Origin of the sequence: Neorhizobium sp. BT27B, assembly GCF_050455485.1 — a bacterium.
Taxonomy (GTDB): domain Bacteria; phylum Pseudomonadota; class Alphaproteobacteria; order Rhizobiales; family Rhizobiaceae; genus Neorhizobium.
The window spans coordinates 551,848-577,989 of the sequence record NZ_JBCIYT010000002.1 but is presented as its reverse complement, the minus strand read 5'-3'; the positions used below and the strand labels follow the sequence as shown (position 1 = coordinate 577,989).

The following is a 26,142-nucleotide window of genomic DNA, read 5'->3' as shown; positions in this document are numbered from 1 at the left end:
GTTTTAAGGCGATGGAACATGGCCGCCTGGTTTGCGTTTTAGAAACAGTCCGTCACCGCAATCCCTTAACATCACCCGAGCAATCGGCGAGGAAATGCGATAGAAACGGTCCCGAGGAACAGCCGAGCCGGCAAGCGGATTTTTCGATTTTACGCGCGTTGCAAGCTTACGAATTTGTAATGATGTAACGTCACCGTGAAGCATTGAATCACCGTTCAGCCGTACTTATCTGGTATCCGGGTCGGAGTGGGGTTGATGACATGACCCACACCGAAGCGGCTTGCCTGCAAGGGTTTTGATGACGTCCATATACGATGGCGTCAGCCCGAGGGAGCCGGAGAAACGATCAGAAGGGGGTGCTTTATGGCCCGCAACAATCTGCCATCCATTACCGCCGGTGAAGGCGGTCTTAACCGTTATCTCGACGAGATCCGCAAGTTCCCGATGCTGGAGCCGCAGCAGGAATACATGCTCGCGAAGCGTTACGCCGAGCATGGTGACCGCGATGCCGCCCATAGGCTGGTAACCAGTCACCTGCGTCTCGTCGCCAAGATCGCCATGGGTTATCGCGGCTACGGCCTGCCGATCGGCGAAGTCGTGTCCGAAGGCAATGTCGGCCTCATGCAGGCCGTGAAAAAATTCGACCCGGAACGCGGTTTCCGTCTGGCCACCTATGCCATGTGGTGGATCAAGGCCTCGATCCAGGAATATATCCTGCGCTCGTGGTCGCTGGTAAAGATGGGCACGACCGCCAACCAGAAGCGCCTGTTCTTCAATCTGCGCCGCCTCAAGGGCAAGCTGCAGGCCGTCGAGGACGGTGATCTGCGCCCCGATCAGGTCAAGGAAATCGCCACCACGCTGAAAGTGTCCGAGGAAGAAGTCGTTTCGATGAACCGCCGCCTGTCCGGCGACGCATCGCTCAACGCCCCGATCCGCGCCACCGAAGGCGAATCCGGCCAGTGGCAGGATTGGCTGGTGGACGACAGCGAGACCCAGGAACAGGTTCTGGTCGAGCAGGACGAACTCGATACCCGCCGCCGCATGCTCTCAAAGGCGATGGGCGTGCTGAACGAACGCGAACGCCGCATCTTCGAAGCCCGCCGTCTGGCCGAGGACCCGGTCACGCTGGAAGAACTGTCGAGCGAATTCGACATTTCCCGCGAACGCGTCCGCCAGATCGAGGTTCGCGCATTCGAAAAGGTGCAGGAAGCCGTCCGCAAGGAAGCCTTTGCACAGGCACAGGCGCTGCGCGTCGTTGACGCGTAAGCACCTCGAAACACCCAGATATCACGAGCCGCGGCCGTTTGGTCCGCGGCTTTTTTCATGCCCATTCTGTCTCAGCATTGCGACAGTCCGAGAGATGATTGCAAGGCGCCAAACTGACCTGCATCAAGTTCGCATTCCTCCTCCGGTACTAATCTCCCTACATACATGCGCAGATAATGAGGAGACTGAGTGATGAAGGCAGCGCGCTGGTACAAGGCCAAGGACATTCGCGTCGAGGAAGTCACCGAACCCAAGCCCGGGGCCGGACAAGTGAAGATCAAGGTGAAATGGGCCGGCATCTGTGGCAGCGACCTGCACGAATATGTCGCCGGCCCGATCTTCGTTCCCGTCAAGACGCCGCATCCGGTCAGCCACGACATCGCACCGATCGTCATGGGCCACGAATTTTCCGGTGAGGTTTTCGACGTCGGTGAAGGCGTCACCCGCGTCAAGGCCGGTGATCGCGTTGTGGTCGAGCCGATCCTGTCCTGCGGCAAGTGCGACGCCTGCCTGCATGGCAAATACAATCTCTGCGACGATCTTGGATTTCACGGCCTGTCCGGTGGTGGCGGTGGTTTCGCGGCCTACACCACGGTTGGCGAACGCTGGGTCCACAAGATGCCGGAGGGCCTCTCCTTCGAACAGGGCGCGCTGGTCGAACCGGCTGCGGTTGCCCTGCATGCCGTGCGCCTGTCCAGCCTGAAAGCCGGCGGCACCGCCGCCGTATTCGGTGCCGGCCCGATCGGCCTGCTTGTCGTCGAGGCGCTGAAGGTCGCAGGGGCATCCGCCATCCATGTGGTCGAACTGTCGCCACAGCGTGGTGCCAAGGCGCTGGAACTGGGCGCCACCAGCATCATCGATCCGTCCAAGGAAAATGCCGCCGCCCGCATCCGCGAACTGACTCCCGGCGGCGTCGATGTCGCCTTCGAGGTGACCGGCGTGCCCGCCGTGCTGCAGCAATGCATCGATGCGACCCGTTACGAGGGCGAGACGCTGATCGTCTCAATCTGGGAAAAGGAAGCCGCCTTCCAGCCCAATACGGTCGTGCTCAAGGAAAAAAGCCTCAAGGGCACGATCGCCTACCGCGACGTCTTCCCGGCCGTCATGAACCTGATGGTGCAGGGCTATTTTTCCGCCGACAAACTGGTGACCAAGCGCATTGAGCTGGACGACATCGTCACGCAGGGCTTTGACACGCTGGTGGCCGAAAAAAGCCAGATCAAGATCCTGGTCCGCGCGCCTGATTGATAAAAGCAGCTACGACGAACGAAGAACCCGCGGTCGATGCCGCGGGTTCTTTTGTTTGTAGACTACCGCCTGCCGGGCGGCATATTGCGCTGTTCTGCCGCCATCATTTCGCCCAGTGCCGCACGGAAAAAGTCGATCAGCAGAAACACCAGCAGGCTGACGCCCATCACGGGCAGCGCCACGCCGAAGGCAATCGCGACCGCAAACGAAACCACTTTGGCGACCGGCGACAGATAGGAGAAGCTGCGCATCAGCGTGCGCACCGAACCGCCCGGTGCCGGACGGCGCGTCCACCACATGCGATAACCGTAGATGATCATCGCCGTCAGGGCGATGCCGAAGACGGCCATCAGCACCTGATTGGCGATACCGAACAACACGCCCATATGCGCATCGATGCCCCAGCGGATCAGCTTGGCGACGATGGGAAAGCTTTCGAAATCGGCGCGGCTGGTAACGGCAAATGTGTTCGGGTCAACCGCAATCGTATCCACCTGGGTGGGCCAGCTGCGATCATATTCGCTGACGCGAAACGCCTGCCCCTCGGTGCGCGGCGGACGGATCTCGATCATCGGTGAATCGATGCCGACAGCACGGGCGGACGCCACGACGGGATCAAAACGGGCGACCATGTCCTTTTCCGACGCCGCGGCCGCCGTTTCGACAGCAGCCCCCATGCCATGCGCGGCATGTTCGCCCAGAACCGGCGCTTCGGCCGCCGGGTTGAGGGAGGTGGTGATCGCCGGCGTGATCCAGCCGACGGTGTTGCGGAAGACATCGATATTGCCACCCGCCCAGCGCGACCATGTCAGGCCAGTGGCGGACAAGAAGAGGAAACCGATCGCCGTCCACAGCCCGATCACCACATGCAGCCGGCGTGAGCGCTGGTGCGTGCTGACCTTGGCCGAAGCCGATCTCTTCACGCCACGCTGCCAATACCACAAAAGCACGCCGCCGAGGATCGATACCCAAAGCCAGGAGGCGGCAAGCTCGCTGTAATGGCGGCCGATATCGCCGAGCAGCAGATTGCGATGCAGATAATCAAGCGTAATGCGGAATGGCAGGATACCGCTGGTGCCATAGGTGATCAATTCACCCTGATCCGCCAGAGAGGCCGGATCGATGAACACGGTGCGTGTCTCAGATTCGCCGAGACCCGCCTGCGTGAACATCACCCGCGTCGTAAGTCCCGGCTCCGTCGATGGCCGCACGGCAAAAAGTCTCGGTCCCTCGCCGATCGAAGCACGCGCCGCCGCGATCTGCTCGGACAAGGGTCGTGCCGGGCCGTCAGTGCGCGCCACCAACTGGTCGCGATACATCACGGCCTCGATCTGCGGGGTCAGCACATAAAGCGTGCCGGTGATCGCTGCGACAAGCAGAAACGGCCCGACGAACAGGCCGACGTAGAAATGCAATCGGGTGAGAAAGGCGCGGAGAGCTGCGCTATTCGATGACACGGAAGCGTTGACGGGAGCCGAGGTCATGGCAGCACTCCCGAAGTTTGAGCAAACGACACGTGTAGTTTAGGCGGGCGCACGGGCTCCGCCAGCAAGGAACAGGGCATTCAAGCCTCCATAAGAAAAGACAGGCCGGTTCATTGTCCGGCAGCAGCAGTCATCAAATGAAGAAGTGAGGTGGTCCGCGCGCGTCCTTGAAAAGGCCCGCCAGCTGCAGAGTGACATGCGGCGTGAAACGTGCGGTGACATTGTCATTGCGCAGCGGCGGCCAGTGCGGCGCAGGCACGGCCGGAAGATCGGCTGCCGCCACTTGCGCGGCGAACTGGCAGGCGGCGGAACAGCATTCGGGATGCTCGGCCTTGCCGCCCTGCTTGTGATGGGAAGGTTCGACGCCATGAACATCATGGCCTGACGTATCGGTGGAACAGATGATCTGCGCCGCAGCCACCTGCTCGGCCGCCGCCATCGCGCCCAGCGCATGCGCGCCGATCGCGCCGTCCAGCATCATCATGAACGAAAGCAGCAGGGCAAGAACCCCGCCGCTCATTCTGTCCGCGATGATTTTTCTGACGAAACGCATGGTTGTTCCATGCCATTTCGCAAAGCCGCTGTCACTGCGGCAAGTTTGCGTGTGAAAATTTAATCCAAGCGATCAGATCGCGACGGGACGGATGCCGATCGACTGCGAGAAGCGCAGGAGATATCCATCCGGGTCCTGCACCAGAAACTCGCGCGCGCCGCGTTCTTCAGAACCAGCGCGGTACCAGCTTTCCTTCACTGGACGGAACAGCGGCCAATCGGCGGCCTCCAGCGCAGCAGCGATGACGGAAACGTCGGATACCTTCATCTCAAGATTGATGCCACGCCCGAAGGGACGCTCCAGCGGACCGGTCACCCACTCGCCATTCACCTGGCAGATCATGACCTGTGCGGTCTCCCTTTCAAGGAAGGCAAAACCGGCTGCCGGGCGATCATAAACCACATGGAAGCCGAGAAGATCACACCAGAAATGCAGGCTGGCAGCGATGTCGGACACATCGAGTTCCGGCACAAGCGCGTTGAAACCGCGTTCAGGCGGCGCGCCATTTCCGGCCGCAGCATTGCGGCCGGATTGGTCCAGTTGTTTTTTGACTGTGTCGCTCACTGGCCCGTCGAAGGCGTGGCGCTCGACCATTCGCGAATGGCCGTGTTGAAGGCACGAATACCCTCTGGCCCCTTCTGCAGGGTCAACAGTGCGCGGCGGCCGTTGCGATAGGCCAGCGGAATGTCGAGCCAGTTCTTCGAACGCAGCAGTTCCAGATTGGTCGCGCGTGCATCCGGGAAGTCGTTGAGCGCGATCATGTGAAAATCGTCAGTGATCTTGGCCGGAACCGCAACCAGCGGCGTGCCACGATCCTGCTCGGTATCCTTCATGGCAATACGCTGAACGCTGTCGATCGCGCCGCCTTCGAAGTCCGGCGGGACCGAGAAGACAAGTTCGATCAGATGACTTGCCGGCAGTGACGCATCGGTATTGCGCTTGAACGTGACCAGCGCCGTCAGACCACGACCCGGAATGTTGATACGCGCCTGAACGGTCGGTTCCTGGCGGCCGTTTTCACCCGGCTCGTTCTGAAGCGACCATGAAACATTGCCTTCGACGGCGGTCGGAGCCGGCTGACCGAGACGCTCTTCGTAAAGAAACATCTTTTCGCCGCTGACGGCAGCCGTATCGGCCGGGTTGACGGCAGGCGCATTTGCAGCCGGCGTACCACCTGCAACCGGTGCCGCTTCATTTGGCGTTGCGGCCGGTGCGCCAGGAGGGCTGTTGAGCTGGGCAACCGACTGGCCACCACCCGAGGCTGGCGGACCACCGGCACCTTCGTCGACTTCAGTGCCGTTCGACAGCAGGCGCTGCGTGAATTTCTGACCGGCCGCGGTACCGTCGGCCGCAGGCGGTGTCGTACCGTTCGCGGCCTGACCATTGGCAGGCGTCTGCGCCGGTGCCGTGTTGCCACCTGCCGGCGGCGTCTGGCCAGCCGGCGGCGGCGTTGTCGCCTGCTGCGTAGGCTGCGTTGTGTTCGTGCCCGAGGTCTCGGATCCGGTAACGCTTCCGATCAGCTCATCGACCGCATCCCAGTTGGACCACGCCACGTAACCGCCACCACCAACGATGACGAGACCGAGGACGGCAAGAATGAGCGGACCAAAGCTGCGCTTCGGTTTTGGCTTGGCGCGATACGGACGCACCGGCGGCGGCATCATGTCATCATGAAGCTCATCGTCCTGCGTCGCCGGCGCCGTTTCGGCAGCAGCGGCGGCCGCCTTGTTGTAGCCGATCAGCTCTTCGAGATCGTTCCATGGATCGGGATCGGCAGGCTTTGCCTGTCCGGTCGTCGCAGCGGCGGCAACGCCTGCGGCACCGATGGCAGCAACGCCGGGAACGGCTGCCGCATCCGGTTGGCCACGAAGATATTCCGCGAAGGGATCGTTGTCGTCGGGGAAAGCCTGCGCCGGTGCGGCATCGGTCTTCGAGCCGAATTCCGGCAGTTCCGATACCGAAGGCATTCTGGCATCGGCAGCGGCGTTGACCGGCGTTTCGAAATGCGCGTCAAAACTCTCCGCCGCAGGGCGGTCGTCAAACGTCCGCTCGCCAAATGCTGCCGGGGCAACATCGTCCGAATGGCGCGGCAGCTCGACAGGATTGGCCCAGGCTTCAGCCGAGGACAGATCGGGACCGTTGTTAGGCTCAACGGCCTGGAACCAGCTTGGTTCTTCGGCTTTTGCAGGCGTCTCGGCGAAATCCGCCATCGGCTCCACAAGGCGTGACGTCGCATGCTGGGTGTCGCGCTCGCCACCGAAATCCTGCTCGTGAACCTCGTCAAGCGGGCGATGCGGCGCATCCGGATCTTCCGGCCAGATCGAAGTCTGCTCCGGGAAAGTCGGCGCATGGGAAGGGATCAGGCGATCCTGATCATCCGCATAAGCGACAGTTTCCGGAAATTCCGGTTCGCGACGAAACGGTGGTTCGTCGGGATAAGGTGCGGCAACCGGCTCTGCCGGCTCATCCCAGCGTGGGATTTCGGCGGGCGGCACCGCAGCTTCGTACACATCGTCGCGGCGCTCGTCGGCCGTGGCGTCATGTTGAGCGTAGGGCTCTGCGCGGTCTTCCTCGACCGGCGCATCGTAGCGATCCGCATCAGCATAGGCATCGACAGCAGGCGCCGGCTCGTAAACCGGCGGTTCATACGCGGCAGGCTCGTATACAGGCGGCTCGTAGGCATCGTCTGCCCGCTCGGCATGCTGATAGGCACTGTCCGAATAGGACGAAGCGGCATCATCCACGATCGGCGCGGCGGCCGGCTCAGGCTCGCGAACCGGATCGACGGTTTCCTGCGCAAATGCAGCCGGGGCCAGAACGGGCGCGTCAGCCGGCTCCGATGCCGGCAATGCTTCCGCATGCTCGGCCTCGACGGAGGTGATCGCCGCTTCCAGCTTGTCCATCTGGCGGCGGAGCATGTCGTCCGACGGGCGCGGCTTCATGTTCTCGAGCTGCCGCTGAACAGCACCGCGCGCCTTGTCATACACCCGCAGCCGCATCTCGGGAGTATTGTTCGCCAGACCGTCTACGGTCCGGCGAATAACCGCTACAAAATCAGCCATCGATACTTTCTCTTGATCACCGACCGACAAGGCCCGCGTGAAAGATGTGTCAAACTAGGATATTAGTCCTCAAACGGGTCCGTCACAAGTATGGTGTCGTCCCGCTCCGGACTGGTGGAAAGTAGGGCGACGGGCGCGCCGATCAATTCCTCGACCTGACGGACGTATTTGATCGCCTGCGCCGGCAGATCGGCCCACGAACGGGCGCCGACAGTCGACTCTTTCCAGCCTTCCAGCGTTACATAGATCGGCTCGACACGGGCCTGTGCAGCCTGGGCTGCCGGCAGGTGGTCGATCCGCTTGCCGTCGAGCATGTAGCCGACGCAGATCTTCAGTTCTTCCAGACCATCGAGCACGTCGAGCTTGGTCAGCGCGATGCCGGTAATGCCGTTGGTGGCAACCGACTGGCGCACCAGTGCCGCATCGAACCAGCCGCAACGACGCTTGCGCCCCGTGACGGTGCCGAATTCATGGCCCTTTTCACCCAGGAACTGGCCGATTTCATCGTTCAGTTCGGTCGGGAACGGACCTTCGCCGACGCGGGTCGTGTAAGCCTTGGTGATGCCGAGGATGTAACCCAGCGCACCCGGACCCATGCCCGAACCGGCAGATGCCTGACCGGCAACGGTGTTGGACGAGGTAACGAACGGATAGGTGCCGTGGTCGATGTCGAGCAGCGAGCCCTGAGCACCTTCGAAGAGAATACGCGAACCCTGACGACGCTCCTTGTCGAGCAGTTCCCACACGCTTTCCATGAAGGGCAGGATGCGGTCAGCCACGGAGGTCAGTTCCTCCATGATGTCCTTGTGCTCGACTTCGGCAGCGCCGAAACCGCGACGAAGCGCGTTGTGATGGTTGAGGATACGCTCGACCTTGGCTTCCAGCGCATCGGTGTCGGCCAGATCCATGACGCGGATGGCGCGACGGCCGACCTTGTCTTCATAAGCCGGGCCGATGCCGCGACGGGTGGTGCCGATCTTGGTGCCGCTATTGGAGGCCGCGTCTTCGCGCATGCCATCGAGTTCGCGGTGCAGCGACAGAATCAGCGTCGCATTTTCAGCGATTCGCAGATTGTCCGGGGTCACGATGACGCCCTGCGCCTCCAGACGGCCGATTTCAGCAATCAGCGCATGCGGATCGACCACGACGCCATTGCCGATAACGCCCTTCTTGCCCGGACGCACAACACCCGACGGCAACAGCGAAAGCTTGTAGCTGACGCCGTCAATGACGAGCGTATGGCCGGCATTGTGCCCCCCCTGGAAACGGACAACAATATCCGCGCGCTCAGAAAGCCAGTCGACAATCTTGCCTTTGCCCTCGTCACCCCACTGGGAACCCACTACCACGACATTCGTCATTTCACGATATCCTGCCTTGCGGCGCAAGCCGTTGCGCCTACTCAAACCGGCGCATCTATACTGTGCCGATCCGCGGAAAGCGACCGCTTTATCAACGTGCTTGTGGTTTTTACGTGACAAATCGCCCGCGGGGCCGATAACTGCACGGCCAAAACGACCGGAAGGCAGCGCACTTGCCGGACATTCACGGAGGACGCGCGTGCACGGCAGGGCCTATCTTTTTCTGATCATTGCTACGCTTTGCTGGGGTGGAAACGCCGTTGTTGCCAAGCTGGCGGTCGGCCATATCAGCCCGATGACCTTCACTTTCTTCCGCTGGATGGTGGCGGTGATGGTGATTCTCGCCATCTCGCTGCCGCAGATCAGGAAGGATTGGCCGGTCGCGAAAAAACATCTTCCGGTGCTGATCTTCCTCGGCGTGGTCGGTTACACTTTCTTCAACGCCCTGCTCTATTCCGCCGTGCATTATACGACGGCGATCAATGTCACGATCGAGCAGGCAGCCATCCCCTTCCTCATTTTCGTTGCCAATTTCGTGCTGTTTCGCATCCGCGTCTCTGCCGCACAGATCTTTGGCTTCTCCCTGACACTGGTCGGCGTCGCGCTGACCGCCGCGCATGGCGATCTCAGCACGCTGGTGGCGCTGACGGTCAATTATGGCGATGGCCTGATGATTTTTGCCATCATCGCTTACGCCGCCTATACGATCGCACTGCGCTGGCGCCCGCCGGTGGACTGGCGCACGCTGATGGCCATTCCGGCATTGGCCGCTCTCGCCTCCTCCGTGCCGTTGATGGCGTGGGAATATCAGGCCGGAAACCTGCTGCTGCCGGACCTTACCGGCTGGGCCGCAACCCTCTATACCGGCCTCTTTGCCTCGCTGGTGGCGCAGATCCTCTATATCCGCGGCGTCATCGAACTGGGCGCCAACCGGGCCGGCCTGTTCATCAACCTCGTGCCCGTGTTCGGAACACTGTTGTCGGTGGCCATCCTCGGCGAGCAGCTTTTCGCGTTCCACATCATCGCGCTGACGCTGGCGCTCGGCGGCATTGCCATTGCGGAACGCTGGAAGCCGAAAGAGACGGCGGCGGCCTGATCTATTCGATCGGGTATTCGAACCCGTTCAACAGGTCGCGAACGGCGGCGGGCGCGTTTCGGTACTTTTTCTTCAGCCCGTCGAGGCGGGCATCCGTGCCACGGCAATAACGGTCGAGTGCTGCCTCGATCTCGCGTCGGCGATCGGCATCATAAGGCTCCTCGCCGCGAAAATGATCGCAGTTTTCCCGCTCGCTCACAAAGGTCTGCACGTCGGACGGCAGCGAGGCGGCCGAAACGGGAACGCTGGCAATCAGCACGATGCAGGCGGACGTCAGACGAAGCATGTCGGGTCTCCCCCATGACAGCGCCTGACGAAAAACCTCAGTCGCTGTGCTTGTTGCGAATGCGCCGAACCGTCAGCCAGATGCCCAGCACCACGAACGGCACTGCCGCGCCCGTCAAGGTTTCCGGCGCGATATGCACGCCGAGATTATGCGCGAATTTTGCCAGATATCCCACAAGACCGATGACGTAATAGGAAATCGCCGCGACCGACAGGCCTTCGACGGTCTGCTGCAGGCGCAATTGCAGATGCGCGCGCTTGTCCATCGAGGCAAGAATTTCGGTGTTGAACTTCTGCAGATCGACATCGATCCAGCTGCGCAGAAGCGCGGTGGCGCGCGTCAGCTTGCGTGACAGGTTGGCCTGACGCTCCTCCACCGACTGGCAGGTACGCATGGCCGGCGCCAGGCGGCGCTGCAGAAAACCTCCCAACGTTTCCGAACCGGGTACTGCCTTTTCACCCAGCGTCGAGACACGGTCGAGCACGATATTGTTGTAGGCGCGGCTGGCACCGAAACGATAAAGGCTGAGCGCCGCGTTTGCTTCCAGTTCAGCGGCCAGCGCCGTGATTTCGGCCAGCATGCTGTCGGCCTCGCCGCGCGCATGCTGTTTCATGCGCTGGGTGATGCCGGTAAACTCCGCCTCGATTTCGCGGATTTCCGGTGACAGGTTTTGCGCCAGCGGCAGGCCCATCATGGCCAGCGTCCGGTAGGTCTCGATATCGAGAATACGCTGGGCCAGCATGCCGCGCGCCGCTTCCGTCATGCCGTGATCGAGGACGAGAAACTTTGTCAGCCCGTCGCCATCCTGACGGAAATCGGTGACGACAGTGGCCTGCCCATCCGCCACCACGCTCTGACAGAGACTGGTCTGATCGAAACCGACGATGACGTCCGTCATGTCCTCATGCGAAGGGCGAATTTCGATGCGCACGCCGGAGATGAACGCGCCAGGTGCTGCAAACCGTGCGCCAAAAGGATTGACCGGAATTTCGGCGCCGAATGTGGCGGGTGCCGGCGTATCCCAGAAATAGGTGGAGAATTCCGTGTGCCGCTCCCAGCGCAGAGTGCCGCTTCCCCAGGTCATGGTGTGGTGGCTGGTATCGGGCGCCGGCGCCGGTATGCCCTGCCCCAGCGACAGTTCGGCCAGGATTGCCTGATCGCCTGCAAAATTTTCCTCGGTCAGGAAGGCGACCTGAAAGATCACCCGCGGCAGGGGCAAAAGCGTGTAGGGCCGCGAATGGATTTCCCCGAGCGCACGCGCCCGAACATCTGCAACCGGAAACGAAAAACTGCGCTTCGACAAATACCTAGCTCCCCGACTGTGCCCCATCGGCCAGTTCTTGACCTTGGCTATTATCAAATCACGGGGCTGACGCGAGGTGACGCTTTGCCGCAGAAAAATAACATTGTCCTGCTCTTCACAGAACCGCGATCTCAACAGGCAAATCACCCGCCGCCGGATTACGTAAACTTTTCATTAAATTTTAAGGAGCATCACTTTTCTCATGACCCGAGTTTCTGCGATGCGTATTGCGTTTTTCATCGCGCTTTTGGCTCTGACCGGCTGCGCCAGTGCGCCGAGCCGGATCAACAATGCCTGCGCCATTTTTGACCAAAGAGACGGCCTGTTCAACAACTGGGCCCGTGACGCCAAGCGCGTCGAGCAGGAATTCGGCGTGCCGGTTCCGGTGCTGATGGCAACGATCTATGTCGAATCCAGTTTCCAGCCCTATGCCAAGCCGCGCCGCAAATACGTGCTCGGTTTCATTCCCTGGGGCCGCATTTCTTCCGCTTACGGTTATGCGCAGGCGCTCGACGGCACGTGGAAAACCTACCAGAAGGACACCGGCCGCTGGAATGCCCGCCGCAGCAATTTTGGCGACGCCGTCCATTTTGTCGGCTGGTACCATAACCGCTCGAGCCGCCTGAACGGCATCGCCCGCACCGACAGCCGCAACCTCTATCTCGCCTATTATGCCGGCCATAAAGGGTATGAACGCGGCCAGTTCACCACAGCGATCCGCGGCGCGGCGCAGAAATCAGCCAACATGGCGCAGCGTTACGAAGCACAGCTGCGCCAGTGCGGCTACTGATTACCGGCTGACCGTGATGCGCGTATTGGCGAGCCCGTGACGGCTCGTCAGCGCAAAAAAGGCGGCAGCGTTTTCCGGATGAAGGCGAATGCAGCCATGCGAGGCGGGTCGGCCCAGCCGTTTTGTCTCGAACGTGGCATGCACCGCATAATCACCATTGAAGAAAACCGCGTAAGGCATTGGCGCATTATCGTATTTGCGCGAGCGATGATTCTTTGAGAGCCATTTGGCCGACCAGCTACCCTGCGGCGTGACATAGCCTTTGCGCGCCGTCGACACCTTCCACTGGTAGCGGACGGAGCCGTTTTCGGAAACGGTCATCGTCTGCGTGGACAGGCTGATATTGGCGATGAGATTGGAAGCCGCTGCAGGCTGTAGCGACATCAAAAGGGTGACGATCGCACCCGAAACAAGCATGCGCATGAATTTCCCCTTCGCTCCAGACCCGGATGCGTGCCCCCGCACCACCCGCAAAGGGATTAGAATTTATAATTCAGCGCGATGTAAATGGAATTCGCCCGGAGCAACCGGAAATCAAGAAATTCAGCAAATGAATTTTGAATAACTATTGCAGATTTGCAGCATATTTTACGAATAAGCTTGGGAGCTCCACGTAAAAACACCCTTTCGGGCATTTTGATTGCTTGGGTGCCATGAAAAAAGGACGCCAAAACATGACGCCCTTTCACGTATCAAGCCCCATATGGCTCGAAAAACCGCTTCACCGCCTCGATCTCGTTGGGGCGGATTTCGTGGCTGCCGGGGTGCCATTCAAGCTCCACCGTATCGCCTTGGCTGCGGAGATACTCGGCAAGCCCGTTGGTCAGCGGCACCGGGCAGATCGGATCGCGTTCACCGGCGGTGATCAGCACGCGCGCCTGCGCATCGCCCGCCCTCGCCTTCGGCTGGAAAGGGATCAGCGGATGCATCAGCGCCCCGGCATCAAACAGGCCGGGCTGCTCGATCATCACATTGGCGAGAATGTTGGCGCCATTGGAAAAGCCGAGGCCAAGCACGTTGGATGCGCCATATTTCTCCTTGTTGGCAGCCACGAACTCGCTCATCCGCGCTGTCGCACGCGCCAGATCGACAAGGTCATAAACGCCTTCGCCCGTCCGTCTGAAAAAGCGGGGCGCGCCGTGTTCCGAAACATCGCCAAGCGGCGAGATCACCGTCGCCTGCGGCAGCAACCGGCTGCCGAAATCGAAAAACTGGTTCTCGTCACCGCCTGTGCCGTGGAAGACGAAGAGGATCGGTGCACCCGGCGCGCCAGCGCGGACACGATGCAGATAATTTTCAGTGCTCATCGTAAAATTCCTCTCAATGTGGAAGCCGGGGCCGCCAGCCATCACCGGCGGCTCCATCAAGGGCGTGTCAGCCTTCCAGCGGCTCCAGATGCTCTTCCAGCGTCTTGCGCAGATGCGCATGCTGGCTCGGCAGCTTCAGTGCTTCGCCGAGATGGGCGGTATCCTCGTCGCGGTCGAAGCCCGGTTCATTGGTAGCGATCTCGAACAGCACACCACCCGGCGTGCGAAAATAGATCGCCCAGAAATAATCGCGGTCGATCACCGGTGTCACCTGATAACCGGTGTCCATCAGCGCCTTGCGCACTTCGAGCTGCTTTTCGCGGTTCTCAACGGCAAAGGCGATGTGGTGAACCGAACCGGCGCCGAGACGAGCATTGGAAATGTTCGGCATGGTTTCGATGTCGATGAAATCGGCGCCATTGCCGCCGGGCAGGCCAAGCCGCAGCACGCCGTCCTTGTTGTCGACTTGGCTGTAACCCATGAATTTCAGAAGCTCGGCCGTCGCTCCTTCATCACGAAGGCGCAGCGAGGCCGAATGGAAGCCACGGATCGCATCGTCGGCGCCGACACCATTGCCGGTGAACTGTGCGCGGGCATCGTCCTTGACCTCCACCAGTGCAAAACCATCGCCATCGGGGCCGGCAAAATGCAGGCGCTTTTCGCCGAATGCTTCATCAGCCTTCAAGCCTTGCGAACCGGCCTTGGTGAGACGATCGGTCCAATGGCCCAGCGAACCTTCCGGCACGGAAAACACGGTCGTGCCAACTTCGCCGGTGCCCTGACGGCCCTGAGCGATATGCGGAAACGGGAAATAGGTCATGACGGAACCGGGCGTGCCGACCTCATCGCCGTAATAGAGGTGATAGACATCGGGCGCGTCGAAATTGACGGTCTTCTTGACGCGGCGCAGGCCAAGCGTGTCGGTGAAAAACCGGTTGTTGGTGCGGGCGCTGCCAGCCATCGAGGTGACGTGGTGAAGCCCTTTGATCTGGTCGAGCATGGAAATATCCCTTCTCTGAAGGGTTCGTCTGAACCCGTTTGATGCAGGGAAGATGGTTGATGGATCGCAATTTGGATAGAGGATCGGGTTCGAACGCATTGTTCGATAAATGACGACGGAAAAGATCCGTCGTTCACTGAAGCGCCATCAAACGCTGTCCGGCAATTGCCAGTCCACCGGATCCTTGCCGATCGACAGCAGATACTCGTTGGTCTTGGAAAACGGTCGCGAACCGAGAAAACCGTTATGCGCCGAGAGCGGCGACGGATGCGCCGATTTCAGCACCAGATGCCGTTCCTGATCGACAAAGGCCGCCTTTTTCTGGGCGTAGGAACCCCAGAGGATGAAGACCACGCCATCGCATTCGTCGTTGACGGTGCGGATGACGGCATCGGTGAACTTTTCCCAGCCCTGACCCTGATGGGCGGCGGCCTTGCCCTCTTCCACCGTCAACACGCTGTTGAGCAGCAGCACACCCTGCTCGGCCCAATGCTCGAGAAAACCGTGTTTTGCAGGCGGGGTATCAAGATCGGCCTGCATTTCCTTGTAGATATTGACCAGCGACGGCGGTGTGCGCACGCCCGGCTTCACGGAAAAACACAGGCCATGCGCCTGCCCCGCACCGTGATACGGATCCTGCCCGAGGATCACCACCTTGACCTCGTCGAGCGGGGTCAGGTCAAGTGCGCGAAAATACTCTGAACCCTTTGGAAAGATACGTTTTCCCGCCTGCTTTTCAGCGACGAGAAACTGTTTGAGATCGGCCATATAGGCACTGCCGAATTCCTCTTCGAGCGCGAGCTTCCACGTCTCTTCGAGCCTGATGCCGGTGTCCGCCATGGCCGATCCTCCCTGTTTACTGAAACCGTCCGCCGCGCTGGATGACTTCGGTCTTGTAGCCATCCGGATCGGTGACGAAGAAGAATTTCGCGAACGGCTTTCCGTCCCGCGGCATCTCCACCAGCTTGCCGACGGTGAGGCCGAGATCGGTGAAGCGCTGGTATTCCGCCTCGATGTCCGCAACCGTCACCGCCAGATGACCGTAACCATTGCCCAGCTCATAGGCTTCGGTCTTGCCGTCATTGACGGTCAGTTCCAGCTCGAAACCGGTTTCCGGGTTGGAAAGATAGATCAGCGTGAAACCGTCAAAGGGCACGCGTTCGGCAATCGTCAGGCCAAATGCCTTCTCGTAAAAATCGACCGACCGCGCCTCTTCGAGAACGCGGATCATCGAATGCACCAGTTTTGCCATGAATGAAAATCCTCAAGTCAGTATGTGGTTGCTGCGCGAATGCCAGTCCCAGGCGGACCGGATGATATCGTCCAGCGTATATTGCGGTTCCCAGCCGAGCACGGCCTTGGCCTTGTCGTTATTGGCGACGAGCGTGGTGGAATCACCATCGCGGCGGCCGACATATTCCACCGGAAACGGCTTGCCGGAAACAGCCGAAATCGCGCCAAGCAGCTCTTTCACGGTCGTGCCGGTGCCTGTCCCCAGATTAAGCTCGACAGTCTCGCCACCGGCCAGCAGATAATCCACCGCCCGCACATGCGCATCGGCCAGATCCAGCACATGGATATAATCGCGCACGCAGGTGCCGTCGCGTGTGTCATAGTCATCGCCAAACACCTTGAAGCCCTGACGGCGTCCGAGTGCGGCCTCGATGGCGAGCGGAATGGCATGGGTTTCCGGCGTATGCCATTCGCCGATGCGGCCTTCGAAATCGGCGCCTGCCGCATTGAAATAGCGCAGCATGACGGACTTCAGGTCCTTGTAGGTGCCGTAATCCTTGAGCGCCTGCTCGACGATAAATTTCGTGCGGCCATAAGGGTTTATCGGCGCCTGTTTGTGCGTTTCATCCATCGGCACCGAATCCGGCAGGCCATAGGTGGCGCAGGTCGAGGAGAACACGAACGCTTTTACGCCGGCATCCATGGCGGCCGACAGCAGCGTCAGCGCGCCGATGACATTGTTGTCGTAGAAGGCGACCGGGTTTTTCACCGATTCCCCCACCTCGATCAGTGCCGCGAAATGCAGCACGGCATCCGGCTTGTGCTTGGCAAACACCTCATCCAGCCGCGCGCGGTCACGGATATCGCCCTGTTCGAGCGGTCCCCATTTGACGAATTCGGAATGGCCATTGGAGAGATTGTCGAAGACGATCGGCTCATAACCCCTTTCCGCCAGAAGCAGGCAGTTGTGCGAACCGATATAGCCGGCACCGCCGACCACGAGCACTTTCTTCTTCGACATCGACACCTCGAGTTTTCAGGTTGCAGTGTTGCGGCGCAATATAATGAGCAGGACTCAAATATCCAGTACCGCCTCCCCCTTCACAAAAGTGGAGATTTGCGGAAAGGAATTGCGACCTTTGATGCAAGCGCATATCGTCGCGCCCGATTGGAAACAGGATTTTGGAATGCGCATCGTCTTTCTCTGTCTCGGATGGTTTTTCGTCGCGCTCGGCGTGATCGGGGCATTCCTGCCGGTCATGCCGACGACACCGTTCCTGCTGCTCGCCGTTGCCTGTTTTACCCGCTCATCGCCACGGTTGGAAGCCTGGCTCCTGAACCATCCGACCTTCGGCCCGCCGCTCAGGAACTGGCAGGAACATGGCGGCATATCACGCCGCGCAAAAATCATGGCCATCTGTCTGATGGCGGCCAGTTATGTCGGCTTCTGGTTCGGCAGCCATCCGGCGCCGTGGCTGGCTGTACTGGTTGCCGTCATCATGCTCGGCTCATCCGCCTTCATCGTCAGCCGGCCCGACGGCCGTGCCTGAACAAAAAACCGAAATCACTAGAGGAGATAATCAATGTATATCGCCATGAACCGCTTCCGTGTCGTCCCCGGTTTTGAAGAGACTTTTGAGGGCATCTGGAAGAACCGCGAGCGCCACCTCTCCACCTTGCCCGGTTATCTCGAATTCCACATGCTGAAAGGCCCGAAGGCAGAAGACCATACGCTTTATGCCTCGCACACCGTCTGGGAGACCCAGGAGCATTTTGTCGCCTGGACGAAGTCGGAACAGTTCCGCGCGGCCCACGCCAATGCCGGCGCCAACCGTGGCAAGGTCGAATATCTCTCCGGCCCGCATTTCGAAGGTTTTGAAGTCATTATCCACGAAGACAAGACCGGCGCCCGCGCCGAAGTCGCTTGAGGTCTTTTCACATGGACGCCCAATCCGAAAATAGCACCGAGCGACGCGCTCGCGCCTCTGCCGCCCTTGCCGCCAAACCCGATGACATGGTCGAGACGATCGCCACCGAAGCACGGGTGACGCCGGCCGAAATCCTCGAACTTCTGCCGGAGGGCGTCGCCGTTACCGCGCCCAAGGATGCGTTCGATTCAATCTGGACCGAGCTCACCACCTGGGGCGAAGTTCTCTATGTCGTGCAGACCGAAGATGTCGTGGTGGAAGCTGCGGGCGCATTGCCGGTGGGATCCGAGAGCCATGGCTGGTTCAACATCCACAGCGACAGCCCGATCGGCGGCCATATCAAGAAGGATAACTGCGCCGGCGTCAGCTTTGTGGACCGCGCTTTCCACGGCCGCCGCTCCTGCTCCGTATGGTTGATGAACAAGAAGGGCGCGGCCATGCTGAAGATCTACGTCCGCCGTGACGAAAATCGCGAGCTGAAAAGCGAACAGCTGGCAAAATTCGAAGCCCTGCGCGACAGCTACAAGGCTTGATCCGAAAAGATCTCCACCCGGCTTCCAGAGATTGGGCCGGGTGGGCGATCGCAATCGCGGTTCACATCGCCGGCACCCATTTCCACAACACGGCTTCCCGCCGTTCCGGATAATATTTGAACTCGCATTCGAATTTTCGGCCATAGGCTTCCGCTGCCTTCAGCGCCGCTTCGCTTGGCGGGTTCATGCCGGTGCCCGGCGCAAACCAGTCCTCCAGAAGATCGTCGGGAATATATACCCCCACCCTCAATGGCAGGATCTCCAGCGTCTTGGCGAGCTCATCCGGCGGCATCGCGTTCTCCATCGAAAATCTCCGGTCAAATGGCGAATGACGGGAGGTTACCGGATCAAACGACAATCAGGAAGGGCGATGCTCCGGCTTGCCCTTGTGTTTGGTCGCGGCAAGGTCGCGCAGCTCCTTTTCGGTCATGGATTTTTCCATCTCCTTCGAAGCGCCCTTCAAATCCTTTTTGGCTGTGTCGCCGCGCTTGGCGGACAGGGCCGCACCGGCGGCCTTCTGTGCTTTCGATACTGCCGGCATTTTTGAAACTCCCTTTTGCTCGACGCCACATGCGCCATTCCACCTAACCGGCAGATGTCACCGGAAGTTCCGAAAATCGACCGGCTTGGAACCACAGCCAGCCGCACGTGTTGTCCTGTCGACGCATGAAACCCGAAAGGCCAAAATCATGGACAACGATCAGGACAAGAAGCTCGACCAGTCGATCGAACAGGAAACCCTCGACACCACCAACCCGCAAGCCCTGCGTGAAGCGGCAAGGCTCGGCACGATCGACACCTTCCTCGTCAAATCCGACCTCGAGGATGCCGACCAGCGTGAAGGCACGGACGGTGACGATGGTCGCCCCAGCCCGCTAGCCAATGCCGACAATCCCGAAAAGTAACCCGAGCTTGCCCGCCGCTTTCGGGGAACCGAAAGCGGGTAGACGGGTTGTCCCGCGCAACCATTCTGGAGGAAACGCATGAACGCCCAAAAGAAGGCCGTGCAGGATCAGGCGCTGGCAGACATTCGCGACACCACCCCGGCGTCGGAGACAAAATCCGCTCCGCCACGCGGCGAACCGCGCGTGTCAGCCGATGAAAGCGCCGGCAACGAAATGAACATCGAGGCCAAGGCCTCACCAACTTTGGCGGACGCCGAAGCGGAAGCCTTTGCGGCGGAAGCCATCGAAGAGCTTGTCGCCTGCCACATCCCGTTTCTTGTCGCCGGCACATTTGCCGTCAGTGCCTATACCGGCATATCGCGGCCGACCAAGGATCTCGACATTTTCTGCAAGGCCGGCGACTACGCTCGTATCCTTGCCCATTTCAAATCCAAGGGCTTTGAGGTGGAAGTGGAGGACGATCGCTGGCTCGGCAAGGTCAAGCGCGGCCGGCATTTTCTCGATGTCATCTTTGCCGGCTCGAACGGCACAATGCCGATCGGTGATCTGTGGCTCGACAATGCCCGCCAGATGGAGATGCACGGTCACAATGTCCGCGTCATCGCCCCGACCGAACTGATCTGGTCCAAGTGTTTCGTGCAGCTGCGCCACCGCTACGACGGCGCCGATGTCGTGCATGTCATCCTGAAAGCCCATGACCAGATCGACTGGGAACGCCTGCTCGGCCATATGGAGGTGCATTGGGAGGTGCTCTTGATCCACCTCCTGAATTTCCGTTGGATCTACCCGACCGAGCGCGACAAGGTGCCGGAATGGCTGATGGACGAGCTGCTCGACCGCCTTGCCGCCCAGCGCCAGCTCCCGCCCCCACAGATGAAGATTTGTCGAGGCCGGATGTTCTCGCGCATCGATTTCGAGATCGACGTCAAAGAATGGGGTTTTGCCGATGTGGGTGGCGAAGGTGACCTCCGCGACGAAGCCCAGGAAGGAGCACTGCTGTGACAGACGAAACGATCCACCAGAGCGCCAACAATCCGCCGCAGGACCTGCCCGAGGCTGAAGCCGCCCATAAGCCGCTGCGTGTCGCCGCCGTTGCCGATCTGCATGTGAAGGAAAGCGGCAGCCAGTCCTACCGGGAACTGTTCGCCGAGATTTCCGGCAAGGCCGACGTTCTCGTGATGGCCGGCGATCTGACCGATCTCGGCAAACCGAAGGAGGCGGAGCTTCTGGCCGCCGACCTGCGCAGCTGCACCATCCCCGTCGTAGGCGTCCTCGGCAATCATGATTACGAATGCGGTTCGGTCGAGGAGGTGAAGGAAATCCTGAAGGATGCCGGCGTGCATCTACTCGAAGGTCAGGCTGTGGAAATCGGCGGCGTCGGCTTTGCCGGGGTAAAAGGGTTTGCCGGCGGTTTCGGCCGCCACATGCTCGGCTCCTTCGGCGAACCGGCGATCAAGGCCATGGTGGCGGAAAGCGTGGAGGAATCCATGCGGCTGGAAAATGCACTGCGGCAGGTGCGTTCGCACCGCGCGCTGGTGGTGCTGCATTATGCCCCGATTGCCGAAACCGTGGCCGGTGAACCGGAAGCCATCTACCCCTTCCTCGGCTCGTCACGGCTGGCGGAAACCATTGACCGTTTTCCGGTCACCGCCGTCGTACATGGCCATGCCCATCGCGGCACCTATGAGGGCAAGACGCCCGGTGGCGCGCCGGTTTACAACGTAGCCGCCCATATCGAAAAGCCGACCGGACGCCCTTACGCGCTGCTTGAACTGTAACGGCAGCAATTTTAGCAAAACCCTTCGGGACGACGGGAACCCGAAGGCCGGATGGCCCGTTGAGGGCGTCATGATCACATGGGGATTTTGATGCCTGCAACCGACATCACTGCCAAGAATGACAGCGAATTCCGAACCTTTCCAAAGACATGGGGCGCCGAATATGTCGCCGCCGGAGAGGTGCGTTTTCGCCTCTGGGCACCGGGCCAGAAAGAGGTGCAGCTACGCCTGAACGGCGAGGACACAGCGATGTCCGCAAGCCAAGATGGCTGGTTCGAAATCCTTGCCACCGGCGTCGAACCGGGTGCCGAATACCAGTTCGTGCTCGATGACGGCCTGGCCATCGCCGACCCTGCTTCTCGCGCCCAGAAGGGCGACGTGCACGGCCCTTCCCTCGTCATCGACCCGACCGATTACCCCTGGCACACGACCGGATGGAACGGCCGCCCCTGGGAAGAAGCCGTCATCTACGAACTGCATATCGGCACGTTTACCGCTGGCGGCACCTTCCGCTCTGCCATCGAGCGCCTGCCCTATCTCGCGAAGCTCGGCATCACGGCTGTCGAAATCATGCCCGTCGCCCAGTTCGGTGGCACCAGAGGCTGGGGGTATGACGGCGTGCTGCTTTACGCTCCCCACAGCGCCTATGGCCCGCCGGAGGATTTTAAGGCCTTTGTCGATGCGGCCCACCAACATGGGCTGATGGTGCTGCTCGACGTCGTCTACAATCACTTTGGCCCGGACGGAAACTACCTGCCCGCTTGTGCGCCGGAATTTTTTCATCCCGACACGCCTACCCCATGGGGCGCGGCGATTGCCTATGACAAACCTGCCGTGCGCAGCTTCTTCCTCGAAAACGCGCTTTACTGGCTGGAGGAATTCAACCTCGACGGCCTGCGTTTCGATGCCGTCGACCAGATCCGCGATGACAGCGAAAAGCATTTTCTGATCGAGGTGGCGGAAACCATCCGGGCGGAAAATCCCGGCCGCCACATCCACCTCACCACCGAGGACAATCGCAACATCACCAGCCTGCACGAACGCGGCGAGGATGGCGCGGTGCCGCATCACACTGGCGAGTGGAACGACGATTTCCACAATGTCATCCATGTCATCGCGTCCGGCGAGACCGATGCCTATTACAAGGATTTCGCCAAAAATCCGCACAAACATCTGGCCCGCGTGCTGGCCGAAGGGTTTGCCCATCAGGGCGAAGTCGCGGCCTCCACCGGCAAGAAACGCGGCAATACCAGCACCCACCAGCCACCCACGGCTTTTGTCGATTTCATCCAGAACCACGATCAGGTCGGCAATCGCGCGCTCGGCGAGCGCCTGCTGACCTTGGCCGGCGAAGACAAGGTGAAGGCTCTCATGACCGTTCTTCTGCTCTCCCCGCATATCCCGCTTCTGTTCATGGGCGAGGAATTCGGCGAAGACCGCCCCTTCCTTTTCTTCACGGATTTCCATGGCGATCTGGCAAAAATTGTCCGCGAGGGCCGCCGCAAGGAATTTGCCGGCCATGCCGGTTTCCGCGAGGGCGAAGGCGACACGTCCGACATCCCGGACCCCAACGCCAAAAAGACATTCGACGCCTGCAAGCTCGATTGGGACAAACTCGAAAAGGACATCGGCCGCAACTGGACCGGTTTTGTCGAGGACATGCTGACCCTGCGGCATGAGAAGATCGTGCCGCTTCTGGGCGAGGCACGCGGCCATGCCGGCAAAGTGCTGAGCGTCGAAGGCGGTACCATCGCCGTCAGCTGGAAGCTCGGCGATGCCACCCTGTCGATGGCCGCCAACCTTTCGGACGAAGCGGCACAACAGCCGCAACTCGCCGGCAAGATCATCCACGAAACCACCAGCGGCAAGGCCGGCAACAGAGCCGGCGCCAATGACGGGCTGCTGCCGCCCTGGAACGTGGTGGTGACGATCGATGGCGCGGAGGGCTCGGAATAATGGCTCTGCCCACCTCCACCTATCGCCTGCAATTTCGCAACGGCATGACATTCGAGCGCGCCACGGCGCTGGTGCCGTATCTGAAAACTCTCGGCATCAGCCACCTCTATGCCTCGCCGATCTTTACCGCCACCAGCGGCTCCACCCATGGTTATGACGTCACCGATGCCAACGAGATCGATCCCTCGCTCGGTGGCCGCGAAGGTTTCGACACCCTGTCGGCCGCCCTCAAACAGGCCGGCCTCGGCCTCATCCTCGATATCGTGCCCAACCACATGGCCGCCTCGCTGGAAAACCCGTGGTGGCGCGATATCATCGAATGGGGTGCCGACAGCACTTACGCCCGCCATTTCGATGTGGACTGGGCACTTCCGCTGACCCTGCCCTTCCTCGGCGACGATTTCGATACGGTGATATCGCATCTGTCCATCACCGCCGATGCGCAGACCGGCTGTCTGGCGCTTGCCTATTACGACAGCCGCTACCCGCTGCATCCATCGAGCTACGCCGCCGTGCTGGGCGGCATCGGTCTGCCGGTCGCAACTGAGATCGCAGCCCTCGCCGCAAAGGCGTCCCCGGAAAATGCGGGGGATTTCCACGCCAGCGTGCGTGCTCTTCTGTCCACCGGCAGCAAGGCCAGTTTCAGCCCGACCGATACGATGGCGCTGGCATCCGTCCTCGAAAAATTCTCCGCCGATCCCGATAACCTGCGGAAAATACACGATCTTCAACCATGGCGACTGACCTCGTGGCGCACCGCCGCTGACAGCCTCAGCTATCGCCGTTTCTTCGAGATTACCGGCCTTGCCGGCCTTCGCGTCGAAGATGACGCGGTGTTCGAGGATGCCCATCGCCTTGTGCTCGACCTCGTGCGCGACGGCACCGTCGATGGCCTGCGCATCGACCACGTCGACGGTCTGGCCGACCCGAAGGGTTATCTCGACCGGCTGCGCGAAAAAATCGGCCCGGACACCTATCTGATCATCGAAAAGATCCTCGGCTATGGCGAGGAACTTGCCGCCGACTGGCCGGTTTCCGGCACCACCGGTTACGAATTCATCGCCGAACTCACCGATGTGACGACCGACGGCGCGGGCCTGAAATCGCTCGGCCAGACCTATGACCGCCTGCGCGGCCGTCCCACCCACATCGTCTCGGAAGTCCGCGACGCCAAGGGACTGATGTTCGACCGCAATTTTGCCGGCGAGGTGTCCACCCTGCTGCGGCTGGCAAAGGAACTCGGCACCTCTATCGGCGGCACGGTCCAGGTCGCAGATGACGCCTTGCGCACGGCGCTGCGGGAGATCATGCTCGCCTTCCCCGTTTATCGCACCTATGGCACCGCAGACGGCCTGCCGGATGCCGACAAGAAGCTGTTGTCAAACGTTCTGGAAGACGTGCGCCGCAATGAGAGCGCCAATGACGACGCACTGGCCTTGCTGGAACGGATCATCCTCGGCGACGTGTCGCCCGCAGAGGCGGAAAAGGCCACCACATTCCGCATCCGCCTGCAGCAGCTGACCGGGCCGCTGACGGCGAAATCCATCGAGGACACGCTGTTCTTCCGTATCAACCCGCATCCGGTTCTGAACGAAGTCGGCAGCGAGCCTTATCCGCGCGATTACGGTCTCGAGCATTTTCATGCCGCCATGCAGGCACGGCTGCAAAGCCAGCCTTTTGGCCTGTCGGCCAGCTCCACCCACGATACCAAACGCGGCGAGGATGCACGAGCCCGGCTGCATGCGCTGACCGAGGCGCCGGACCTGTTTGCCGAAGCCGTCACCCGCTGGCGCGGCCTCAACGCCGCACATATCCAGTCGTTGACCGATGGCGCAGCACCCGAACCGGCGATCGAATGGCTGTTGTATCAGGCGCTCGCCGGTGTCTGGCCGGCCGAACTTGGCCTGCATGATCACGATGGTATCGAGGCATTGCAGGAGCGCTTTCTCGGTTATGTCGAAAAGGCATTGCGCGAGGCGAAACTGCGCACCAACTGGGGAGACCCGAACGAGGCCTATGAAAAGGCCATCGCCGATTATGCGCGCGGCCTGTTCGCCAACCGCATCTTTCTCTCAGATTTTATCACCACCATGCAGCCCTTCTGGTCGGCGGGCGCCGTCAATGGCATCACCCAGACGCTGATCAAGCTGGTCGCACCCGGCATTCCGGACATCTATCAGGGCAGCGAGACACTCGATCTCAGCATGGTCGATCCCGACAATCGCCGCGTGCCGGATTTCGCGGCGCTGGCCGAACAATTGTCGGCCACCACGCATCTTCCTGTCACCGATGAGGACTGGCTGAGCGGCGCCCTGAAACAGCAGATCATCGCTCGCGCGCTGCGCCTGCGCCAAAACAAGCCAGCGCTTTTCGGCAAGGGAAAATACATCGCCCTCAACGCCAGCGGAAAGCGCGCCCGCAACATCGTCAGCTTTGCCCGCGCCGATGATGCCGATGCGATGGTGCTGATCGCGCCCCGCCTCGTGCTCAGCGCCTTCGCCCACCACCCCTCACCCGCCGGCCTGCCATCGGTGATGGACGGCTGGCACGAGACGATCCTGCCGCTCGACGGAAATCTCGCCAACCGCCGGTACCGTGACCTGTTTTCCGGACGCACGATCACGGCCGGCGAAAAGCTTTCCGTTGCTGAAGCGCTGGCCGGCCAGCATTTCACCCTTTTGGTTGCCGAGGATTGATCCGCGGCACCAATCCTTGGGCCCAGAACGCAAACAGGGCGCCGATCCAGCCGATCGGCGCCCTGTTTGATTCCGTGTCCTAACCGCTCCAGGTGTCAGGCAATGCCGACGAAGGACAGGACGGCGAGAACGATGACCACGGCTCCGACGAGCCAAACGATGCTGTTCATGATGGTTTCCTTTCCTTTTTTAAATCAGGTGTTTGGCGGCTTATGCAAAACCAACCAGATTGAGAACGGCGATGACGATGACGACGGCGCCGACAAGCCAGACGATGCTGTTCATGATGAAGTCTCCTTTTTATTTGTTGTGAAGCGAACGGTTTAAGGCGTGAAAAGGTTCCGCTTTTGGGACACT

General features: G+C 60.6%; 28 protein-coding genes. 13 read left to right on the top strand and 15 right to left on the bottom strand.

Going from position 1 to position 26,142, the window contains the following annotated elements:
- The first annotated feature begins 363 nt into the window (after nucleotides 1-363).
- On the top strand, nucleotides 364-1,266 hold the full coding sequence (gene rpoH, locus AAIH70_RS08300) for an RNA polymerase sigma factor RpoH (RefSeq protein ID WP_132271700.1): 903 nt from the start codon (nucleotides 364-366) through the stop codon (nucleotides 1,264-1,266).
- Nucleotides 1,267-1,458: 192 nt separating this feature from the next.
- Nucleotides 1,459-2,514: a 2,3-butanediol dehydrogenase gene (locus AAIH70_RS08295; RefSeq protein WP_430033785.1), complete on the top strand. Its 1,056-nt coding sequence runs from the start codon at nucleotides 1,459-1,461 to the stop codon at nucleotides 2,512-2,514.
- A gap of 62 nt (nucleotides 2,515-2,576) precedes the next feature.
- On the opposite strand, the gene AAIH70_RS08290 is transcribed toward AAIH70_RS08295, so the two are convergent.
- The 5 genes from AAIH70_RS08290 to AAIH70_RS08270 form a co-directional block, all read right to left on the bottom strand.
- Nucleotides 2,577-3,998, bottom strand: coding sequence for a PepSY-associated TM helix domain-containing protein (locus tag AAIH70_RS08290; RefSeq protein ID WP_132271698.1), 1,422 nt, complete (start codon nucleotides 3,996-3,998; stop codon nucleotides 2,577-2,579).
- Nucleotides 3,999-4,131: 133 nt separating this feature from the next.
- Nucleotides 4,132-4,551: a DUF2946 family protein gene (locus AAIH70_RS08285; protein WP_132271697.1), complete on the bottom strand. Its 420-nt coding sequence runs from the start codon at nucleotides 4,549-4,551 to the stop codon at nucleotides 4,132-4,134.
- A 72-nt stretch (nucleotides 4,552-4,623) separates the two neighbouring features.
- Nucleotides 4,624-5,115 carry a bleomycin resistance protein gene (locus AAIH70_RS08280; protein ID WP_245519013.1) on the bottom strand — a complete coding sequence of 164 codons (492 nt, stop codon included), beginning with the start codon at nucleotides 5,113-5,115 and terminating at the stop codon, nucleotides 4,624-4,626.
- Complete coding sequence (locus AAIH70_RS08275) at nucleotides 5,112-7,613, bottom strand: hypothetical protein (protein ID WP_132271696.1); 2,502 nt, start codon at nucleotides 7,611-7,613, stop codon at nucleotides 5,112-5,114. The genes AAIH70_RS08280 and AAIH70_RS08275 overlap by 4 nt, the downstream gene beginning before the upstream one ends.
- A 62-nt stretch (nucleotides 7,614-7,675) precedes the next feature.
- Entirely contained in the window at nucleotides 7,676-8,974 is a 1,299-nt protein-coding gene (locus AAIH70_RS08270) for an adenylosuccinate synthase (protein ID WP_132271695.1), read from the bottom strand.
- Between the two features lie 199 nt (nucleotides 8,975-9,173).
- Here AAIH70_RS08270 and AAIH70_RS08265 point away from each other — a divergent pair, with 199 nt between their 5' ends.
- Nucleotides 9,174-10,070, top strand: coding sequence for a DMT family transporter (locus AAIH70_RS08265; protein ID WP_132271694.1), 897 nt, complete (start codon nucleotides 9,174-9,176; stop codon nucleotides 10,068-10,070).
- A 1-nt stretch (nucleotide 10,071) separates the two neighbouring features.
- Here the strand turns inward: AAIH70_RS08265 and AAIH70_RS08260 are convergent, their stop codons facing one another.
- A complete protein-coding gene (locus AAIH70_RS08260) occupies nucleotides 10,072-10,356 on the bottom strand; it encodes a hypothetical protein (protein WP_132271693.1) in 285 nt (94 codons plus the stop codon).
- Nucleotides 10,357-10,393: 37 nt separating this feature from the next.
- The gene (locus AAIH70_RS08255; RefSeq protein ID WP_132271692.1) at nucleotides 10,394-11,659 is read right to left on the bottom strand and encodes a DUF3422 family protein; all 1,266 of its coding nucleotides are present in this window, start codon (nucleotides 11,657-11,659) and stop codon (nucleotides 10,394-10,396) included.
- 220 nt (nucleotides 11,660-11,879) lie between these two features.
- On the opposite strand from AAIH70_RS08255, the gene AAIH70_RS08250 reads away from it, so the two are divergent.
- Nucleotides 11,880-12,449 carry a transglycosylase SLT domain-containing protein gene (locus AAIH70_RS08250; protein WP_132272544.1) on the top strand — a complete coding sequence of 190 codons (570 nt, stop codon included), beginning with the start codon at nucleotides 11,880-11,882 and terminating at the stop codon, nucleotides 12,447-12,449.
- On the opposite strand, the gene AAIH70_RS08245 is transcribed toward AAIH70_RS08250, so the two are convergent.
- From AAIH70_RS08245 to galE, 6 genes are all read right to left on the bottom strand, one after another.
- Entirely contained in the window at nucleotides 12,450-12,872 is a 423-nt protein-coding gene (locus AAIH70_RS08245) for a L,D-transpeptidase (RefSeq protein WP_132271691.1), read from the bottom strand. It lies immediately after the preceding gene.
- Nucleotides 12,873-13,141: 269 nt separating this feature from the next.
- Nucleotides 13,142-13,756, bottom strand: a complete 615-nt coding sequence (locus tag AAIH70_RS08240) for an alpha/beta hydrolase (protein ID WP_132271690.1) — start codon at nucleotides 13,754-13,756, stop codon at nucleotides 13,142-13,144.
- A 67-nt stretch (nucleotides 13,757-13,823) separates the two neighbouring features.
- A complete protein-coding gene (locus AAIH70_RS08235) occupies nucleotides 13,824-14,756 on the bottom strand; it encodes a VOC family protein (protein ID WP_132271689.1) in 933 nt (310 codons plus the stop codon).
- Nucleotides 14,757-14,903: 147 nt separating this feature from the next.
- Nucleotides 14,904-15,596, bottom strand: coding sequence for a uracil-DNA glycosylase (gene ung, locus AAIH70_RS08230; RefSeq protein WP_132271688.1), 693 nt, complete (start codon nucleotides 15,594-15,596; stop codon nucleotides 14,904-14,906).
- A gap of 16 nt (nucleotides 15,597-15,612) precedes the next feature.
- Nucleotides 15,613-16,008, bottom strand: coding sequence for a VOC family protein (locus tag AAIH70_RS08225; RefSeq protein ID WP_132271687.1), 396 nt, complete (start codon nucleotides 16,006-16,008; stop codon nucleotides 15,613-15,615).
- Between the two features lie 12 nt (nucleotides 16,009-16,020).
- On the bottom strand, nucleotides 16,021-17,010 hold the full coding sequence (gene galE / locus AAIH70_RS08220; protein ID WP_430033779.1) for a UDP-glucose 4-epimerase GalE: 990 nt from the start codon (nucleotides 17,008-17,010) through the stop codon (nucleotides 16,021-16,023).
- Between the two features lie 166 nt (nucleotides 17,011-17,176).
- Here galE and AAIH70_RS08215 point away from each other — a divergent pair, with 166 nt between their 5' ends.
- The 3 genes from AAIH70_RS08215 to hutX are packed head-to-tail and all read left to right on the top strand — an operon-like array spanning nucleotide 17,177 to nucleotide 18,450.
- Nucleotides 17,177-17,539 (top strand): YbaN family protein, encoded by a 363-nt coding sequence (locus AAIH70_RS08215; RefSeq protein WP_132271685.1) that lies wholly within the window; start codon nucleotides 17,177-17,179, stop codon nucleotides 17,537-17,539.
- A 33-nt stretch (nucleotides 17,540-17,572) separates the two neighbouring features.
- Complete coding sequence (locus AAIH70_RS08210; protein WP_132271684.1) at nucleotides 17,573-17,917, top strand: antibiotic biosynthesis monooxygenase family protein; 345 nt, start codon at nucleotides 17,573-17,575, stop codon at nucleotides 17,915-17,917.
- Between the two features lie 11 nt (nucleotides 17,918-17,928).
- Nucleotides 17,929-18,450 (top strand): heme utilization cystosolic carrier protein HutX, encoded by a 522-nt coding sequence (gene hutX, locus AAIH70_RS08205; RefSeq protein WP_132271683.1) that lies wholly within the window; start codon nucleotides 17,929-17,931, stop codon nucleotides 18,448-18,450.
- A 61-nt stretch (nucleotides 18,451-18,511) separates the two neighbouring features.
- Here hutX and AAIH70_RS08200 read toward each other — a convergent pair whose 3' ends face one another.
- Nucleotides 18,512-18,742, bottom strand: coding sequence for a hypothetical protein (locus tag AAIH70_RS08200; RefSeq protein WP_132272543.1), 231 nt, complete (start codon nucleotides 18,740-18,742; stop codon nucleotides 18,512-18,514).
- Between the two features lie 66 nt (nucleotides 18,743-18,808).
- Nucleotides 18,809-18,991: a DUF3008 family protein gene (locus tag AAIH70_RS08195; protein ID WP_132271682.1), complete on the bottom strand. Its 183-nt coding sequence runs from the start codon at nucleotides 18,989-18,991 to the stop codon at nucleotides 18,809-18,811.
- A gap of 148 nt (nucleotides 18,992-19,139) precedes the next feature.
- Here AAIH70_RS08195 and AAIH70_RS08190 point away from each other — a divergent pair, with 148 nt between their 5' ends.
- From AAIH70_RS08190 to AAIH70_RS08165, 6 genes are all read left to right on the top strand, one after another.
- Nucleotides 19,140-19,355 (top strand): hypothetical protein, encoded by a 216-nt coding sequence (locus AAIH70_RS08190; RefSeq protein WP_132271681.1) that lies wholly within the window; start codon nucleotides 19,140-19,142, stop codon nucleotides 19,353-19,355.
- A gap of 213 nt (nucleotides 19,356-19,568) precedes the next feature.
- Nucleotides 19,569-20,357, top strand: a complete 789-nt coding sequence (locus AAIH70_RS08185) for a nucleotidyltransferase family protein (RefSeq protein ID WP_132272542.1) — start codon at nucleotides 19,569-19,571, stop codon at nucleotides 20,355-20,357.
- A gap of 74 nt (nucleotides 20,358-20,431) precedes the next feature.
- Nucleotides 20,432-21,133 carry a metallophosphoesterase family protein gene (locus AAIH70_RS08180; protein WP_132272541.1) on the top strand — a complete coding sequence of 234 codons (702 nt, stop codon included), beginning with the start codon at nucleotides 20,432-20,434 and terminating at the stop codon, nucleotides 21,131-21,133.
- Nucleotides 21,134-21,223: 90 nt separating this feature from the next.
- Nucleotides 21,224-23,089 carry a malto-oligosyltrehalose trehalohydrolase gene (treZ, locus tag AAIH70_RS08175; RefSeq protein WP_430033775.1) on the top strand — a complete coding sequence of 622 codons (1,866 nt, stop codon included), beginning with the start codon at nucleotides 21,224-21,226 and terminating at the stop codon, nucleotides 23,087-23,089.
- Entirely contained in the window at nucleotides 23,089-25,785 is a 2,697-nt protein-coding gene (treY, locus tag AAIH70_RS08170) for a malto-oligosyltrehalose synthase (RefSeq protein WP_132271679.1), read from the top strand. Before treZ ends, treY begins: the two co-directional genes overlap by 1 nt.
- A gap of 102 nt (nucleotides 25,786-25,887) precedes the next feature.
- Complete coding sequence (locus tag AAIH70_RS08165) at nucleotides 25,888-26,112, top strand: hypothetical protein (protein ID WP_430033773.1); 225 nt, start codon at nucleotides 25,888-25,890, stop codon at nucleotides 26,110-26,112.
- The last annotated feature ends 30 nt before the right edge of the window (nucleotides 26,113-26,142 follow it).